This is a genomic window from Peribacillus loiseleuriae (assembly GCF_001183985.1).
GTDB classification, from domain to species: domain Bacteria; phylum Bacillota; class Bacilli; order Bacillales; family DSM-1321; genus Peribacillus; species Peribacillus loiseleuriae.
Window position 1 is genome coordinate 2,870,074 of record NZ_LFZW01000001.1, and the last position, 18,328, is coordinate 2,888,401.

At 37.0% G+C, this 18,328-nt stretch carries 15 protein-coding genes and 1 pseudogene; 4 read left to right on the forward strand and 12 right to left on the reverse strand.

What is annotated here, in order from left to right:
- Positions 1–10: 10 nt before the first annotated feature.
- The 5 genes from AC625_RS13365 to AC625_RS13385 all read right to left on the reverse strand — a co-directional run bounded on the left by AC625_RS13365 (position 11) and on the right by AC625_RS13385 (position 5,087).
- On the reverse strand, positions 11–619 hold the full coding sequence (locus AC625_RS13365; protein WP_082191262.1) for an amino acid ABC transporter permease: 609 nt from the start codon (positions 617–619) through the stop codon (positions 11–13).
- Between the two features lie 99 nt (positions 620–718).
- A complete protein-coding gene (locus tag AC625_RS13370) occupies positions 719–1,537 on the reverse strand; it encodes a transporter substrate-binding domain-containing protein (protein WP_049681718.1) in 819 nt (272 codons plus the stop codon).
- A gap of 21 nt (positions 1,538–1,558) precedes the next feature.
- Positions 1,559–2,287 (reverse strand): amino acid ABC transporter ATP-binding protein, encoded by a 729-nt coding sequence (locus tag AC625_RS13375; RefSeq protein ID WP_049681719.1) that lies wholly within the window; start codon positions 2,285–2,287, stop codon positions 1,559–1,561.
- Positions 2,288–3,315: 1,028 nt separating this feature from the next.
- Entirely contained in the window at positions 3,316–3,726 is a 411-nt protein-coding gene (locus AC625_RS13380) for a hypothetical protein (RefSeq protein ID WP_245645002.1), read from the reverse strand.
- Positions 3,727–4,184: 458 nt separating this feature from the next.
- Entirely contained in the window at positions 4,185–5,087 is a 903-nt protein-coding gene (locus AC625_RS13385; RefSeq protein ID WP_049681720.1) for an AEC family transporter, read from the reverse strand.
- Positions 5,088–5,443: 356 nt separating this feature from the next.
- Here AC625_RS13385 and AC625_RS13390 point away from each other — a divergent pair, with 356 nt between their 5' ends.
- The 4 genes from AC625_RS13390 to AC625_RS13405 all read left to right on the forward strand — a co-directional run bounded on the left by AC625_RS13390 (position 5,444) and on the right by AC625_RS13405 (position 10,576).
- Positions 5,444–6,490 carry a lactonase family protein gene (locus AC625_RS13390; protein WP_049681721.1) on the forward strand — a complete coding sequence of 349 codons (1,047 nt, stop codon included), beginning with the start codon at positions 5,444–5,446 and terminating at the stop codon, positions 6,488–6,490.
- A gap of 245 nt (positions 6,491–6,735) precedes the next feature.
- Positions 6,736–7,698 (forward strand): D-2-hydroxyacid dehydrogenase, encoded by a 963-nt coding sequence (locus AC625_RS13395; protein WP_049681722.1) that lies wholly within the window; start codon positions 6,736–6,738, stop codon positions 7,696–7,698.
- Between the two features lie 472 nt (positions 7,699–8,170).
- Complete coding sequence (locus tag AC625_RS13400) at positions 8,171–8,695, forward strand: DUF2179 domain-containing protein (protein WP_049681723.1); 525 nt, start codon at positions 8,171–8,173, stop codon at positions 8,693–8,695.
- A gap of 642 nt (positions 8,696–9,337) precedes the next feature.
- Complete coding sequence (locus AC625_RS13405) at positions 9,338–10,576, forward strand: multidrug effflux MFS transporter (protein WP_049681724.1); 1,239 nt, start codon at positions 9,338–9,340, stop codon at positions 10,574–10,576.
- A 272-nt stretch (positions 10,577–10,848) separates the two neighbouring features.
- Here AC625_RS13405 and AC625_RS25925 read toward each other — a convergent pair.
- From AC625_RS25925 to AC625_RS13435, 7 genes and pseudogenes are all read right to left on the reverse strand, one after another.
- Positions 10,849–10,971: pseudogene (locus AC625_RS25925) on the reverse strand (oligopeptide/dipeptide ABC transporter ATP-binding protein); the annotation flags it as partial.
- Between the two features lie 122 nt (positions 10,972–11,093).
- On the reverse strand, positions 11,094–11,849 hold the full coding sequence (locus AC625_RS13410) for a Cof-type HAD-IIB family hydrolase (RefSeq protein WP_049681725.1): 756 nt from the start codon (positions 11,847–11,849) through the stop codon (positions 11,094–11,096).
- A gap of 182 nt (positions 11,850–12,031) precedes the next feature.
- Positions 12,032–12,808, reverse strand: coding sequence for a nucleotidyltransferase domain-containing protein (locus AC625_RS13415; RefSeq protein ID WP_049681726.1), 777 nt, complete (start codon positions 12,806–12,808; stop codon positions 12,032–12,034).
- Positions 12,809–12,939: 131 nt separating this feature from the next.
- Entirely contained in the window at positions 12,940–13,926 is a 987-nt protein-coding gene (locus AC625_RS13420) for a cation diffusion facilitator family transporter (protein WP_049681727.1), read from the reverse strand.
- 262 nt (positions 13,927–14,188) lie between these two features.
- Positions 14,189–14,911: a hypothetical protein gene (locus tag AC625_RS13425; RefSeq protein ID WP_049681728.1), complete on the reverse strand. Its 723-nt coding sequence runs from the start codon at positions 14,909–14,911 to the stop codon at positions 14,189–14,191.
- 254 nt (positions 14,912–15,165) lie between these two features.
- Positions 15,166–16,881, reverse strand: a complete 1,716-nt coding sequence (locus AC625_RS13430) for an ABC transporter ATP-binding protein (protein ID WP_049681729.1) — start codon at positions 16,879–16,881, stop codon at positions 15,166–15,168.
- A 221-nt stretch (positions 16,882–17,102) separates the two neighbouring features.
- Positions 17,103–17,948, reverse strand: coding sequence for an MBL fold metallo-hydrolase (locus AC625_RS13435; RefSeq protein ID WP_049681730.1), 846 nt, complete (start codon positions 17,946–17,948; stop codon positions 17,103–17,105).
- Positions 17,949–18,328 lie beyond the last annotated feature (380 nt).

Consider the following 18,328-nt stretch of genomic DNA (forward strand, 5'->3'; position numbering starts at 1 on the left):
TGTCCCTCCCTCAATTACTCTTAGCCAGGCGTTTCTCTAAATAACTTACGCCAAGACTTAAAGGAATGGTTAGTACTAAATAAAACATGGCAACTAATATATACGTGTCCATCACCCTAAATGTTCTTGCTGAAATAAGATCAGCTTGATACATCAAATCACCGCCGGCAATGACAGCTACCAAAGAAGAGTTCTTTACCAGATTAATAAATTGATTACCAAGCGGGGGTATTACAACTTTAATTGCTTGCGGCAAAATAACAATTCTCATTGCCTGACTATATGTAAGACCTGAAGACCTTGCCGCTTCCATTTGTCCTTCTGGTATCGAAAGAATACCCGCTCGAATCGCCTCCGCAATGAAAGCCGTTGTATAAATGGTTAAAGCAATTGTACCAGCTGTAATCCCTTTGAAATTAAAGACTAAATAGACAAATAGCGTAATGATTAATAGAGGAATGTTGCGGAAAAATTCAACATATGTAGTGCCTAACCGATTCAATGGCTTGTATGGGGCAATTCTTAATACAGCAATAAATGCTCCAAGTAATAAACTTGCAATAAGGGCAGTAACACTTGCAATTATAGTTACCTTGAATCCTTGAAGAAACATGTCCATATTATTCGTTAAAATTGAGAAATTCACTTTGACACCCCCCCCTCTAACTAATCAGGATGAGCAAACGCGCTCATCCCAATAAATTAAATCCAAAATCTATTAATCTTTTTTAATCCATTTGTCATGGATTTCATCATATTTACCTGAATCTTTAAGAGCCTTCAATGCTTCATTTAATTTTTTAACGAAATTTTCATTACCTTTATTGACAGCAATTCCGTATGGCTCATCTGTAAATGTGCCTCCGACTAATTCAAAGCTCGGATCTTCATCAGCCATACCGTAAAGGATAGAATCATCCGTAGTCAGTGCATCACCTTTGCCTTGCTTAAGAGCGGCAAATGCTTCTGAGTAATTTTCAAATTCTAACACTTCTGCATCAGGTGCTTTTTCACGAATATTTATTGTTGAGGTTGAACCCTTAACAGCAAGCACTGTTTTACCTGTAAGACTTTCAATACCAGTTACATCACTGCCTTTTTTCACTAGTAGTGATTGTCCTGCATCGAAATAGACATCAGTAAAGTCTACTTCTTTTTTACGTTCTTCTGAAATAGTCATCGTTGCGATAATCGCATCGATATCTCCATTTTTCAAAAGCTGAATTCTAGTCTTCGAGGTAACCTCTTTAAACTCCACTTTAGATTCATCACCAAGAATTTCACCAGCGAGCCCTTTTGCGATATCAATATCAAAACCTTCCACTTCTCCTGTGCTTGGATTTTTAAGACCGAAAAGCCGAGTATCGTTTTTAACACCGAACACAATTTTGTCGTCTTTTTCAACCTTTGCCAATACTCCAGCTTTCTCACTATTGTCTGATCCTGTGCCTGAATTACTGCTTCCACAACCTGCAAGTATCATCGCTGCCATTAGTGGCAGAGCTGCCATTTTGAAAAACTTCTTTGGGTTCACCATTTGTATTCCCCCTCTTATTTTTTAATGATTTAATATACGGCTGAGAAATAGCTGAGCCCTTTCTTCTTTTGGATTCTCGTAAAACTCTGCCGGAATTGCTTCTTCTAAAATTTGACCTTGGTCCAGGAATACGATCCGATCAGCCACTTCTCGTGCAAACCCCATCTCATGGGTCACAACTACCATCGTCATTCCTTCATGTGCCAAAGCCTTCATAACATCAAGTACCTCTCCAATCATTTCAGGGTCTAGCGCTGAAGTCGGTTCATCAAATAGCATAATTTCTGGGCTCATCGCAAGTCCTCTTGCTATGGCAACACGTTGCTGCTGTCCACCGGATAGCTGTGATGGGTAGGATTGCGCTTTATCAGCAATTCCTACTTTTTCTAAATATTTAAGTGCGATTTCTTTTGCCTGTGATTCGGTTTGTCCTAATACTTTCATAGGTGCCAGGATAATATTTTGAAGAACGGTTTTGTGAGGATATAGATGAAAATGCTGAAAAACCATGCCGATTTCACGGCGGAGTTTATTAATGTTTGTTTTCTTATCACTTACCGAAATCCCATTCACTGTTAACGATCCTTCAGTTATGGCCTCCAGATGGTTAATACATCGTAGTAATGTACTTTTACCAGAACCAGAAGGCCCTATAACAACAACTACCTCCCCTTTATTGATGGTTAGATTAATATTCTTCAGTACATGAAAATCCCCATAATACTTATTTACTTTGTCAAAAACAATCATACTGTGCCCTCCCCCCGTAACTAGTAACTATTATGTATGTAATATTCTGAATGAAAAGATCAAATTATTTATTTTTTAAATATTCTGAATTAAACAACTGTAGAGAAATTATCTTCATAAACTACTAGTTTAGTCCATCAATTAATAAACACACGAAGAAAATCCTATCTCGGAATAGTTAAGTCTGCTAAGAATTTCAGTAATTTTTGCATAAAAAAGATTTTGTAATTACATACATTTCACGGTATATCCCTAAGGAATATTATGGAATACGTACTCCATAAAACAATTTTCAAAGATTTTTTCTTGCTATCATATTGTGCATTACCAAATATCTTAAAAATTACCATCAAATTCCCATTATCCTTTTAATTAGGCATGCTACGCATCATTAATTCCCTAATAGCCTTTCTATTTTATTGGAGTGTTAAATATTACATGCGTTACTCTTACAAACAAAAGCTGTTACAAGCAATAAGCTTTTATTTTTATATCTATGACTTAGACAAATAATCTAGAATATTATCTTCATTTATTAATTTTCACTGCTGTTTCTTCCTTTCCTTTCTACGCAGTTATCTAACTATAAGAAACTAGCAGACTACAAGCGTCAATGATGGATTAATTAGAAAGTACTGAGAAGTTAAATGCAATCAGTCAATTAGCTGCATCAGTAGCTCATGAAATTCAGATTCCGTTGATAACAATCAACGGTTTTCTGCAGATATTGAACCATATGGATTCGTAGTATCGCTTTATCTATGCTGCGCGAAGGTATTAGCGACACTAGAATTGAACTAACAATCGGTGGGGAATGAAGAAAACACCTACTAATTGAAGTTTCACATTATCTTTCATTTCCCCTAAATGGTGAAATCCTATATTTGTCCCCAATACAAAGAAGGGGCCATTTAAGAGATATCAGACCCCGCAACCACAATACGCAGTTCAAATTATGCGTAACTACCAATTTGAACTGTGTATTGAGCGCGTGGCCATCTTTTGGCCCCTTCTTTTATACATCTTAATTAATCAGTCCTTGCATCTTCAAACGGGGCATAAAATAATCCCTTAGGAGCCAGCATGTCTGTTTCAGACTCCCGTTTCTCACCATTTACTATATAATATCCAGCTGAGTAGAAATCGAAAAAACCACTTTCTTTATGAAGTTCAAGAAAATATTCGAATAAATCATCCATAAGTTGCTGATGCAGCTTACGATCGATCACATCGCCACACTCATCAGTTTCAAAGTTCTTATTAATGGCCTCTTGAAGACCTTCATGGTGTGAAGCTGCTATATATAAATCGACATCACCACATTCCATACACAGCAGCAACCCCTCTTCCCTTACTTCTTCATACTCAGCTTTGACCATTTCTTTTAGAATGCCTTCGATTTCTTCACGATTTATAAGTTCTGTAGCCGTTTGCAACATAATGATTTCCCCCATTATCATCTTTTTTTCAGCAGCTAGGATCATATAGTACTTTCTATATTAAATCGTGGTGTTAAAAAAAGCTTGTCCCACGAATCGATATGGAGATTTTTCGATATGGTTCGCTATGAATCGTACTATTCCGAGGAATTAATAGCCGTTTTTAAAAATATTGCAAAAATTTGCGCTTTCCCGAGAAATAATTTTTATCCCGGCTTAACAGGCTGCAATTTCCCCACCATAATTTTTGTGGGAGGATCAAGAAAAATAAGGGGGGAAACAGCCTGTAAATCCCCGATTGGTTCAACTAACCATCAGTGGTGGATGTCTCACTTTATTTCTTAATAATTGGTTTAATGAATTAAGTTTATGCGTTACCTATTTTACTATTCCTCTTTTTTAATTGATATCTGAATTAACCCTACTGGAAATTAGCTGATTTGAAGTTCAATTTTAGGTTAAATCACAATAAAGAATACGATTGGCAACGTTACCAAACTTAACACCGTACTTATAAATGTCGCGCTGGATACAAATTCAGGGTCTGTATTATACTGCAATGCGTACATCGTTGTATTTGCCGCTGTCGGCATCGCAGCCATAATAATCATAATTTGTTTAACCAGATCATCGACCGGTAAGAACAACGAGATACAAAACGCGATAACTGGAGAAATGGCTAATTTAAGAATCAGTGATAGTGATAATTTATTGACGGCTATATTTTTCATCGAAATATTAGCCAGCTGCATCCCAAGAGTTATCATTATGGTTGGAATCGCAGCATCTGCAACAAGGCTGACTGCAGCAAGCATTGGTTCAGTTAAAGTAATTCCCGTAAATTGAAATAAAACACCGACGATTGCTCCATAGACGATCGGCATTCTTCTTACCGCACGGAGCGCTGATTTGATTCCATTTCCTTCTGGACTTCCTTTAGCAGCATAATATACGCCTATCGTACACATAACCATTTGCTGAATCACCATCAAAACGATCGCATACTTAAGACCCGCAGCGCCAAACAATAGAAAAACAACAGGAGTTCCATAATTCCCATTATTCATGAATGAAGACGCTAAAATCATCGCGCATGTTTCTCTAATGTCATACTTTCGGAAAAATGCAACCAGATATACAAGGGTAATTAGAGTCAAGCAAAGACTAACAGTATAAAAAATCATATAAATATAGTCTTTATCAAATTCTGTTGTATAGAATGTCCGAAAGACTAAAAACGGACTCATTAAATAAAGTGCCATCGTCGAAATGACTTTTGTGTCAAAGCGAAACTTCTTTTGACCAATAAAACCTAATATAAATATCGCAAAAATCGGCAATAAAACTCCTAAAAATCCCATCTAATTCACCTTCATCAATGTTATGTACAGATAAGAGTACCACTTTTCTAGCAAAATCAAAATACTTACCATCTCACAAAATAAGATTCTGTTATTTAGGGTTTTAAAATTGGAGGTACATTCGATTGAATGAACTATTTTTATTTCATTATCCGGTTAATTGCGGTGTAGGTATTTTATTAAAAAGAATTGTTGGACATCGCTAGTTGTTCTTAATAGTATTAACTTTAATGGTCGGGAATCCTATCATTCTTTTAAATGTTATACATCGCTCGTTTGAGCATGAAATTGTCTGAATATAAAGGTTTTGTGGTAAGATAAAGTGAAACTTCAAAGAATTAAATGGAGGCGTAAAAATGACAACATTTAGAGGTTATATTGGTACATATACTAAAGGTGACAGCAAAGGAATCTATACTTTCACACTAGATACTGAGAAAAAAAATTTAAGCGCGCCGATTCTAGCAGCAGAGCTCGAGAATCCTACGTATGTAACTGTCACAGCAGATAGTCAAATACTGTATGCAGTCGTTAAGGAAGGTGAGTTTGGCGGAGTCTCTTCTTACCGCATAACGAAAGAGAATGGTGAACTTACTCCATTGAATACTGAAGTCTCTCCTGGTTCATCACCTTGCCACGTAAGTGTGAACCAAAATAATGAAAAGGTCCTCACTGCGTATTATCATCGCGGTACGGCCGAATTATATAATACAGATGGAGGAAAAGTAGCTCCAGTTTCAGCTTTCGTTCAACATACAGGGTCTGGGCCAAATGTAGAGCGTCAAGAGAAGTCACATGTTCATTTTTCAGGATTTACACCTGATGAGAAATATGCTGTCGTAGTTGATCTTGGCATTGATAAAATCGTAACGTATAGCATTGAAGATAACTCACTTGAAATCAAACATAGCTTATCTGTTAAGCCTGGAAGTGGACCAAGACATATCGCCTTTCATCCTAATGGCAAATTTGCTTATGTAATGACAGAGCTCAGCAATGAAGTGATAGTCTTGTCCTATAACAGTGAAGATGCGAAGTTTACCGAACTTCAATATATTTCTGCTATTCCAGCAGACTTCACAGAAAATAGTCAAGGTAGTGCCATTCATTTATCATCTGATGGTCGTTTTGTATACGTCGGGAATCGTGGACATAATAGCATTGCCCTATTCAGCGTAAATAACGAAACAGGAGAATTAGCCTTCATTGAGCATACCTCTACTGAGGGAAATTGGCCACGTGACTTCGTATTAGATCCAACAGAAAAATTCTTGGTTGCTTCTAACGAACAATCAGGCAATCTTGTTCTCTATACTCGTAATGAAGAAACAGGCAAACTAACATTAGAACAATCCGATGTTGCTGTTCCATATCCAGTATGTGTGAAATTTTTACAAGTTTAATCAATTTGGTAGAAGCAGAGATCTTTTTATGATCTCTGTTTTTATTTGTCCATAATCGATTCGATCTCACCTAATGGAAGGGCCAGCTTGGCCATGAACTACCCATGCTTCTTGATGCTAGTTTAGTGCATATCCCACAATTATAAACTTTATTAATTGTTCAAATAGGAAGAGTATCCCCTGGTAATTTGATACAATATTAAATATATTCAGAATCAATCTCGCGCAATATGAGGAGGAAGAACATGTCCAAACGAACACTAATCATTAATACAGAACTAGAAGACCATTATATTGAAAAAATAAAAGAGGTGATACCAGAGTGGAATATACTTATTGGCAATGATCCGCGTGTATGGCAAGATCAACTTACAGAAGCAGAAATTATCGTGATTCGAAAAAATGAGATAATGGATTCGATACTAAGTAATCAGTCTAAGCTAAAGTGGCTTCAATCCTGGAGTGCAGGTGTAAATACTTTCCCACTAAAGCAGCTTGAAGAAAAAGAAGTTATCGTCACTAGTGCAAATGGCGTACATGCCTATCCGATATCTGAAACAATATTCTCCCTAATGCTCGGATTAACAAGAAAATTACATACTTATGTGAAACAGCAGCAAAGCAAAAAATGGGATGAGGCAAATGTTAGTTTGGAAATTCACAATAAAACAATCGGCATAATTGGAGTTGGTGCAATTGGCCTTGAAACAGCAAAAATTGCCAAAGCATTTGGCATGAAAGTCCTTGGTGTTCGCCATTCAGGAAAAACAAAAGAATTTGTGGATACGATGTATACGATTGAACAACTGAACGAAGTACTGCCACAATGTGACTATGTAGTAGTGACCCTTCCACTTACAGACGAAACGAAGCATTTATTCGGTACCGAGCAATTTCAGCTTATGAAGAAATCTGCTTTCTTTATTAACATTGCTCGTGGCCAGATTGTAAAAGAAAAAGAAATGATTTCTGCACTAAAATTGAAAGAAATAGCAGGAGCAGGACTAGATGTTTTTGCTGTGGAACCCCTCCCAGAAAACAGTCCACTCTGGGAGTTTGAAAACGTTATTATTACCCCACATTCTTCTGGCTTAACTGAGTACTATGGTCAACGTGTAATTGAAGATATTTTTATTCCGAATCTCAAAAGCTATTTAGAAAATAAAACGCCAGCTATTAATATCGTCGATTATCGTAATGGGTATTAAAAGAGATTCTATATGAAATTAAAAAAAGCTTGGATTATCTAGCTTCAGACGTTTTCTATATTAAACGGCTTATTTGAATAAAGGTAATTTATCCCATTGTGATTCTCACATTTTTGTACTATATTATGAAATGTATTTATCACGCTTTAACGAACAATACGCCCCCTTCTAAGAAACTATTAAACTAGAATTTTTAAGTGAAGGTAACTGCCTTTAATAGGATTGATGAGATACAGTGAAACTTATACCGATGCGAAAGCAAAAGTAAAGTTTACGCCCACAAAATGTGGGTCACACAGACGAAGACATAAGGATACGGGGTAATTTAGACTGTGTTCATCGAATCGAGGCTCTTAGTATCGCTTGATCAACGCGTGAAGACTTAGTGCACTAGAACGGGACTAATCATCAGTGGGGTATGAACCCTTACTAATGGACGTTCCACTTTAACGATACATCCGAGGTGGTCATGATGAAAGAAATTCTACTCATTTTGTTATTGCAATTAGCATATGTTCCGCTGCTTACTCTAAGAACAATCTTCTTAGTAAAAGGAGTCACATCACTCGCGTCTGTCATTGGGATTTTGGAAATGTTAATTTATGTGTTTGGACTTTCCCTCGTTTTCAGCGGCGATCAAAATTTAATCGCGATGATTGTTTATGCAGTCGGTTTTGGACTAGGTATTATTTTAGGTACAAAAATCGAACGGAAATTAGCAATCGGGTATATTAATGTTGTCGCAAATACACAGCAAAAAAACTCGGAACTTATTGAAACACTTCGTACGCTCGGTTTTGGAGTGACTCTTTATACCGGAGAAGGGCGCGATGGAAATCGTTATCGCATGGATATTTTAACGAAACGAAATCGAGAAAATGAACTGTATGCGACAATAGAAAAATTCGAACCAAAGGCATTCATAATTTCTTATGAACCTACCAGATTCAAAGGCGGCTTTATGCTGGCTCGAATGAAAATGAATAAGAGGTTTTAGTCAAAAAAGATGTAGAGTAGTGATCACCCCATGTGATCACTACTCTTCTATTTAACCCTCATTAATGGATTTATAACTCCTCACTGAACACAAGGTGGAGAAATAATATATTTCATCAAAGAGGCGATCACCCACTTTTCCCCTTCTTCTTTCTATGACCCTATTTTTTCATCTTTTCATTATTCTCTGAATACAATCCTACTCTTTCTTTTCCATTTTAATAATATTCAGTATAAGTGCGTGTTCAAAAAAGAGCGATAGGCTCTAGACCTGCGCGTATACAATAATGCGTGGGGACCAGACTTGCACAGGACGTGCGCGATTTTAACAGAAGGTCATTCATGGGCGACAATGAAATTCGACAGCACTTTTTACCGGACTTTTTGAATAACCTCTATAAAAGTACTTTTGTATTCAGGTGGAAGCAAATCGAAGAATTTTACAAACTTGTATCACTTTAGTGGCTATATGGAATATTGGTGAAAAAATAGCAATAACTGTTTCCATTTGGTATGAAATTTTAAAAAAACCACTTGAAATTAACTTTTTCCCTTTCAACTAATGTAAATATTTCCTTTCTGTGATAAATTTAAGAGTATTTAGTAAGGAAACCATTCAATTGAAGTAGGAGAGGAAAATGTAATGAATCAGGTACAAGTAAGTTTAGAAACACCAAAAATCCCAAGTAAATCAAAGCGGTTATGGCTCGCTCTAATACTCGGAACTTTGTCCGCATTTGGACCATTGTCTCTTGATATGTACTTGCCAGCTTTACCGGTACTTGCAGATGATTTACGATCAAGTGCTTCATACGCGCAGCTCAGCCTGACTGCCTGCATGCTCGGTCTTGCTATTGGACAAATCTTCGCTGGTCCACTAAGTGATGTTAAAGGACGAAGGACACCGCTTCTTGTCGGACTATTTCTCTACATTTTATCATCATTGCTATGTATCGTAGCACCCTCTATCGAGATATTTGTTATTTTGCGGTTCACTCAAGGAATAGCAGGAGCAGTTGGTATCGTCATTTCGAGAGCTATTGTGAGAGACCTATACTCTGGAACGGAGCTAACGAAGTTTTTTGCTCTTTTAATGCTCGTGAATGGATCCGCTCCGATTTTAGCTCCAATTGCTGGTGGCCAATTGTTAGAGTTTACATCATGGAGAGGTATATTTTTTGTTCTGAGTCTAATTGGAATGATGACATTAATCTTTGTTTTTTCTGGTTTAGGTGAAACACTCCCTCTAGAACGACGCTCCAAAGGTGGATTGAAACAAACCTTCCTAACGTTTAGAAAGATCATAGGTAATCGCTTATTTATGGGCTACGCACTTTCTCAAGGATTTATAGGAGCTGGATTATTTGCATATATTGCTGGTTCTCCATTTGTTCTGCAAAACATCTATCAGCTTTCACCGCAAATGTTCAGTTTATGCTTTGCAGTTAATGGGGCCGGAATTATTATTTTTACTCAACTAACTGGAAAATTGGCTGCGCGATTTGGTGAAACAAAACTTCTAATTACTGGTCTTGGACTTAGTGCAGTAGCAGGAACAAGCTTACTTCTTATGATTTTATTGAACGTAGGATTATTTGGCATCCTGATTCCTTTATTCGTTCTTGTATCCTGTGTTGGTATTATTAATACTTCTATCTTCTCACTTGCTATGAAAGACCAGGCAAATTCTGCAGGGAGCGCCTCCGCTTTACTTGGGTTGATGACGTTTTTATTTGGAGGTATTGTTGCTCCATTCGTTGGTATAGGAGGAGAAAATACGGCTTTACCTCTGGGAATTATCATTGCTACTGCTGAAGTGGGTGCTCTAGTCATTTACTTTGTATTAGTTGGGCGATTTAAACAAAATCAAGCAAGTAATTAGTTAATGTATCTGGTAAAGGAGGCGATCTCGTAAGGAATACATTGGGAAACACCACATCTACTTTACACCGTTTATATGACCTGGAAATAACACAATAAACGGTGTATAGAAAATGAGGTTAAATTTCTTTTGAAACATCCTCTCTCACCTAATATTACCATCATTTCGAAACAACACTTTAAATTGATTCTAAATAGCTTACCTTCAAATACATTATCAATAGAGATGACACGCTACAAAATGACCCGGTTTTTGTTTCTTCCATTCCGTACACAGCCACTCGGCGGATTAATCGGACTGGGCACATCCCCTTTCAACACAATACGTTCTCTTTTCATTGTCGGATCTGGAATAGGTACAGCCGAAAGTAGTGCTTTCGTGTACGGATGAAGCGGTTCATTGCAATAAGCCCTAAAATTCTTCGATTTTTTCTTTATGATGCCTGAAATGATAAATATTATTTAACATTACCATTCGAAAAAAAGAAAGATCCGACAAAAGCGTCAGATTCTTCTTTTTATAATTTTAATATCCACTTTTCAATTGCTTTGGCGACGCCACTCTCTTCATTTGTTGATGTAGTCCAGTCAGCTGTCTCCTTCACAATATCCTGTGCATTTCCCATTGCAATGCCAAGGCCCGCTTCCTTAATCATCATAATATCATTCAAACTATCGCCTACCGCCATTACTTCGCTCATGTTTATCCCAAGGCGGTTACAGACGACTTCAATTGCTTTGGCTTTATTTATACCGAGAGCATTTACTTCAATATTTGTTGGACTAGAATTACTGATTTCAAGCTGGCCGTTTTCTTTAAGCAGTTGGATAATTTCTTCACGTGCTTTATCATCATTCGTATTAAATCCGAATTTCAGCCACTCTGAAGCGAAAAGGTCTCCAGGTATATCTTCTCGATACACTTGATCACAGCTGACGGCCCAGTAGTCTGTTCCATATTGATTACTTAAATCAAGCATCCATTTTACAAAATCTGTTTGGACGATATTTCTTTCTATTAGTTTTCCCCGCTCGTCATAAATTTCACTGCCATTCACTGTGACTAAATACGAAGACAGTTCTAATGATTTCGCATAATCACTGCATGTTGCATAAGTACGACCAGTACTTAGTACAACACGAACCCCTTTTTCCTCAGCCGCTCTAATGGCTTGACGATTCTCTTCCGTCACTTTATTGTCTGAATCCAAGAGTGTTCCGTCCATATCCAAAGCAATTAATTTTATTTCATTTTTCAATATGTATTCTGACATTTTGATTTCATCCTTTCAAACGTATTAGTTGAACCAAATGGGTATTTACGGACTGTTGACCCACTCCAATTTTTTCATTTTTTTACATTAAAACTAGTATGTAGATGTTACAGTCCGTTCATCCGGGGGAAATTGGACCTTCCATCAGTGGGGAATTACAGGCTATTAAACCGGAAAAACTTTTAATTTTCCCACACCTCTCGCAATGTGTTTCTAAATAGAAGGTTCAAATCTGTTGTTGAATCCGTAGCTTCTTTTTGTAAAGATTTTGCATATTGTTCAAGTCGAGGGATTTCGCTTTCGATAAATTGATTGATAATATGAATTCTTGGTTCATAATCTAATTCGTCACCTGCCATTTTTCTCTCAAGCAAAGTGGTGATTTCACCCTTCAATTTTCCAGAAGAAAGCAATGCTGCTAATAGGGTTTGAAATTCACTTGGAGGGACTTCACTGTATCTTTCAATCCATTTTGCGGCTAGAACCGGACGTAAAACGTAAAAATACTTCTTAATTTTCACAGAATTTTGTTGTAGATAGTCTCGATAATTCCCTTTGGCCATATGTAAATAATGATATATGCAGGAAAACGGGGTAAACACACTATTCTCCAATTTGCGCATTTGATGGATGGTAGAATAGGCCGTGTAATACTCAATGCTTGAATGCATCCATTCTAATAGGGGTGGATTAGATTTGCGGAACAATCGTAACGCTTTCGTGATTTCCCATCCATTTATGTCAAGTAAATCATTAATTGGAATTTCAATCACGTCTCGCTTATTGTTATCAATGGATAAATACCACTCTGGTTTGTGGACATAAATAAAACGAACATCATAGTCACTGTCTTTAGAAGGGAAACCCCATGCCCTACTTCCAGATTCACATGCATAAACAATCTTCACATCAAATTCTTGTTCAATTCGCTTCAGATCCTGGAGTATAATTGGTTTCATAATTCCCTCTCCTTACACTTAAATGTCACCAGCTTCCTTTAAACCATAATAGAAAATGCTAAATTATACAACAAAAAGGCCTGACATCTTATTGTATAAGCAGGCTTTTTTTAGTTGGATCCGTTTTTCCATTACTTTTCTTCAGGGGCACTTGTTTCTGTAGAACTTTCCTTCCAAGTCTGAACTCCATCATCCTCATCGAATTCGATGATGACGTCTGTAACACCTCTTTCATTGCTGATTGCTTCAACTAACCTGTCTTTTATATCATCAGCTTCAGCAATCGTAATCGATGCATCCAGTTCCACTTCTAGTTCAACATGAAGATGCTCTCCTTCTTTTAATACGGTGATTTCTTGAATGTCTTTTACATCTGGATCCTTAATGACCATATTGCCAATCTTATTACGGATTTCTGCATCAGATTCTCCGAGTACACCTGCAGCATTATCAAAGAAGACTCTACCAACTACAAAGAACATCATGCCCCCAATCATAACAGAAGCAATCCCTTCTGCTTGAGCAAATGCAGTATAATGTGACAGCAGAATTGCCACAATGGCGAGCAATCCTCCAGCTGTAGCAACAAAGTCTTCTAAAAAGACCAATTTTGTTGCTGGTTTCGCTTTTTTATATGCCCCAAAGCTTTTCGTAACAATCGCAAATCCTTTTGCTTCAATCCCTGTTTCATGAAGTACTTCTTTCATCGCTTTAAATAATACAAACCCTTCAAGAATTACCGCTACTGAAAGAACAGCAAGATTGATTGCGATCCCAGTTGAATAAGTTGGATGAATGATATGGTGAATCCCTTCCTTAATGGTTTCATACGACATGATTCCCACGATAATTACAGCACCCAATAATACCAGGTTGACAAGTCGACCAAAACCTTCTGGAAAACGATCTGTGGGTGCTTTTTTACTTAGAGCTGAGCCGATAAATACGAAGAATTGATTGGCAGCATCTCCTATACTATGTAACATTTCTGCAAACATCGCGACATTTCCGGTAAGAAAATACGCAACTGCTTTTAAGATAGCAATAATTGCGTTAACACAAGCAGCGATAATCGCTGATTTATTACCTTGCTTCAATAATTTAAGCAATTCACTCATAGGCAGGTTCCTCTTTCTTATGTAATGGTTAAAGACGAAAATTGGGTCATAGCAGTAGTCTTCCTTCTTTACCTCATATTAAGAATTGTACCCATTTCTGCCTCTCCACTAAACATGTCCTACTGCTCATTTAGATCGTTCCACCTTAGTAAACTACCTCTTATGTTTCGAAATTATTCCATCTTACTTATCATAATTCCTATTCCGTTTAAAGATTTAGTGCGGATTTTGTTAAAAAAATCAATTTAGTGTATTTACATGGTTAGTCAACTTCTTTTTTTAATTTTGACGGGTTATTTATCTTATACAGGATCTCTTTGTTAAATTTCTTATCAACGATTTTACCGTCAAATTCAATTCGGTCGTGTTCTTCTAACTCAAGTTTTTTTAACGTCTTGCTATAGGCACACCACGCATCGCCAATAAATAACTCTGATTCTCCGATAATCTGGACATCTTCCAACAGAATCACTTCATCTTCTTCACCAGTGAAATGATTCATTTTCACAGTAAATTCTTTGATTTTTGCGGTGAAGTGAACTTTATCTTCAGGTAGCGCTAATTTGGGTTTCTTTTCTTTTTTTGATTTTTTTTCTTTAGGCTTCGATGCTTTTTCAGGAACAATTTCTTCAACTAGCGCTTCAATGGTGTCCTTCGTAATTTCAATTGCTGTTTCATAAACAGTACCACTCAACAATTCCTTGCCGAAGCTGTTACTTTGCATTTCCTTCAAATAGGCTGGATGGATACAGCTTAGTGAACCATCTTCAAATTCAACAACAATCGTGTTAAAACCATTCGAGTATACCTGGAAACCTACAAGCTTTACTTTCCCTTGATAATGGGACGTTTTATACCACAGTTCATCTTTAATCGACCTAGCGGTAAATAAACTCCATTCTAAGCCTTTTTCAATATATTCTTCCCTATTTTCAAAAGTTAAAATCTCGCCAACAGGCGGGATTTTATATACAGCATTTGCCAAACAAAACACTCCTCTGAATCTTCTTTTTATCAGTTTATCAAAATCTCAAGATAATTAACAACAGTGAGTAACTTCGGTAAGAAAATGTGCTGAGACTTTTAAGTTTCTTATACCATAAAAAAGTGAGGATGGCCCATTAGTAAAGTGGCAGACTCCGCAACTATTACATACAGTTTAAATAAAGTGTAAGTAACCAATTAACTGTATGATACGTGCTGGATCAGACCCTTTTAGGACATCCTCACTTTTTTGTTTTATCTTTGGAACTGAACGTGGTGTAAGTTAGCGAATATTCCACCTTGTTCAATCAACTCATCATGCTTCCCTTGCTCTGCAATTCCTTCTTCGGTAACAACTACTATTCGATTAGCGTTACGAATCGTCGCTAGCCTGTGAGCAATAACTAAAGTCGTTCTATTCACAGCAAGCTCCGTCAACGCTTCTTGAATAATCATCTCAGTCTCTGTATCCAATGCCGACGTGGCTTCATCAAGGATTAAAATTGGGGGATTTTTCAAGAACATCCGCGCAATTGCAATCCGTTGTTTCTGTCCGCCAGATAATTTTAGACCACGCTCACCAATTTGGGTTTCGTAACCATCTGGAAGACCTGCAACAAAGCTTTCAAGATGTGCCTTTTTTGCGGCATCATGAATTTGTTCGTCTGTAGCACCTAGCATTCCATACGCAATGTTTTCTTTCAATGTTCCTGTAAACAAAAACACATCTTGCTGCACTATTCCAATTTGTGATCGTAGTGATTGCTTTGTCATCTCCCTAATATCAATCCCGTCGATTTTAATGCTACCTTTTGTAACATCGTAGAATCTTGGAATCAAGGAGCAAATGGTGGTTTTTCCAGCACCAGATGGACCAACAAAGGCAACGGTTTCACCAGCTTGTATGGTCAAATCAATCTCGTTCAATACCGTTCTTTTGTCATCATAACCAAAGCTGACATTTGAAAATGAGATGTCGCCTTGTAACGACGCAACATTCTCTGCACCCTTCTGATCTTGTACATCTGGATTGACATCAAGAAGTTCGGTAAATCGCTTAAAGCCAGCCATCCCTTTTGGATACAACTCCATCAAGGCACTGATTTTATCCACAGGTTTAAATAACACATTCACATATAAGACAAACCCTACCATTTGACCGTACGATAAACGGTTTTCATATACTAACCAAGCACCGACTACCAATACGGCAAGAGTCATGAAGCGAGTCATCATGTATATTCCCGATGAGCTGAAGGACATCACTTTATAGCCACTTAGCTTTGCTCTTCTGAATTTTTTGTTATTGACTGCGAATCGATCCATTTCATATTTTTCATTTGTAAAAGATTGAACTACACGTACACCTGATACACTGTCTTCCACACGTGCATTCACATCCGCCACTTCCGTATACATCTGCTTCCAGGCTTTGTTCATTTTCATATTACTGAATATAATTAGCACAACAAGAAACGGTATAATACATACTGTCACAAGTGCAAGTTGAATATTAATTGTCATCATAATCCAAAAAGCACCGAAGAAGGTCATAACCGCAATGAATAAATCCTCTGGTCCGTGATGGGCAAGCTCGCCGATATCAAATAAATCATTTGTAATCCGACTCATGATATGTCCTGTTTTCGTATTATCAAAAAATTTAAAAGATTGCTTCTGTACATGTTGAAACAGTTGCTGACGCATATCTGTTTCGATATTGATTCCGAGCATATGTCCCCAATAGTTCACAATATACTGCAATAACGTACTGATTATGTACAGCACTAATAATCCAACACTTACGGTTACGATCGTTGGCCAATCTTCGCCAGGAAGCAAACTATCAATGAACCATTGAACAGCAAGCGGAAAGGCCAATTCAAGTAAAGCCACGATAACTGCGCAACTAAAATCAATCATAAACAAACGTCGATGTGGCTTATAATAAGAATAAAAACGTCGAATCATTTATCAAATCTCCTTTCCTATAATACTAGAATTATAGAACCAGCACAGGAAATAAACAAGTGCTCTAAATATATAGAATAATACTCTTACTACTGGTGTAGCCTCCGATTTTATCGCCTTTAGTTTGGCTTTTGTTAGAAATATTGATGTAGATTAATAAAAATGTCCCTAAGAAAATTATACCTCTTAGGGACATTTTTTCGGTTTCAACCTGCTACTATTTAAAAGCCGTTCACATAAAATTCTACAGTTTCTAATTCTTCACCACTTAATACTCTTGCAAGTACTTGCGAAAGTTCTTGTTCAATGTTTTGTTTATTTCCTTTATGTTTTTTAGTAAGCTGTGCTGAAAGCTTCATGAAGGACAACTGTTTTTGGAATTCTTCCTTTGTTAATGGAGATTGATGATGAGAGAGAAAAATGGTCTCTGCCTCAAAGGATTCTAATTTCTGTACGAGCTGTAATGATTTTTCCACCGTATAATTCCATTTTTCCGCATATAGATTAGCATATAAACAATCGCCTAGAAATAAAACCTTTTCTTCAGGCAGATAGATAATCGTCGAATCTTCAGCATGATCTCCACCGACATGCTCGATCATACATGTAACACCACCAAGATTAATTTGCAGCGTTTTGTCAAAAATAAGTTGAGGTATTGGAATGACGATATCTCGTTCATTGCCTAATTCTAGCTTTATTGCATCTGCACAAAATGGAATTTCAGTTCCAGCTTCAACTCGCTCATCCAAGGATGAGTCTTCCCAAGATAAAGTTTGCATCTTTTTAAGATTTTCTGCTGTTTTTTGTTGCGCGATGACCGGGCTCTTGATTTCATTTAAACCAAAAACATGATCCCAATCTGAATGGGTAAGAACAAGATAATCACCTTTTACGCCCTGGTTTGCTAATTGTTCTTGAAACAATTTTGCATGATTCACAGAATTTCCCGCATCAATCAATAGCGTTTGTTGATCTCCTACAACCGCAGCCAAAACCGGGCGGTCTGTTTTTTGAACAGGTGTTAAATAAAGAAATCGTTCCGAAAGTTTAACTAATTTTTGCATGTTGTTCACTCCTTGTTGTAAAAAGCCATAGTACTTAGTGGAATATTGAGAGATATTCAATTTGTCTAAAATGGAATGGATTCATTCACGCTCATCCTGATGAAGCTGTCCCATAACGAAAGGATCAGATCTCGTATCTACAATAAATCGGTTAAGTTCCGAGTAAATACCAACAAAAGGGTATATAGAGTCTGACGTTATAGACCCTTTAGGATATTCCTCTCTCACTTATTAAAAATGTCCTATTTATTGTACAACAACTAAAGGCGGTATTAACATGAATTTCGAGGAAAATGATACATTCTTTTTAAGCTTATTGAAAACATTGCTTTACATTTTATATTCCCCCACATTTGTCGATAAAAAAACTGAGGTTTTTT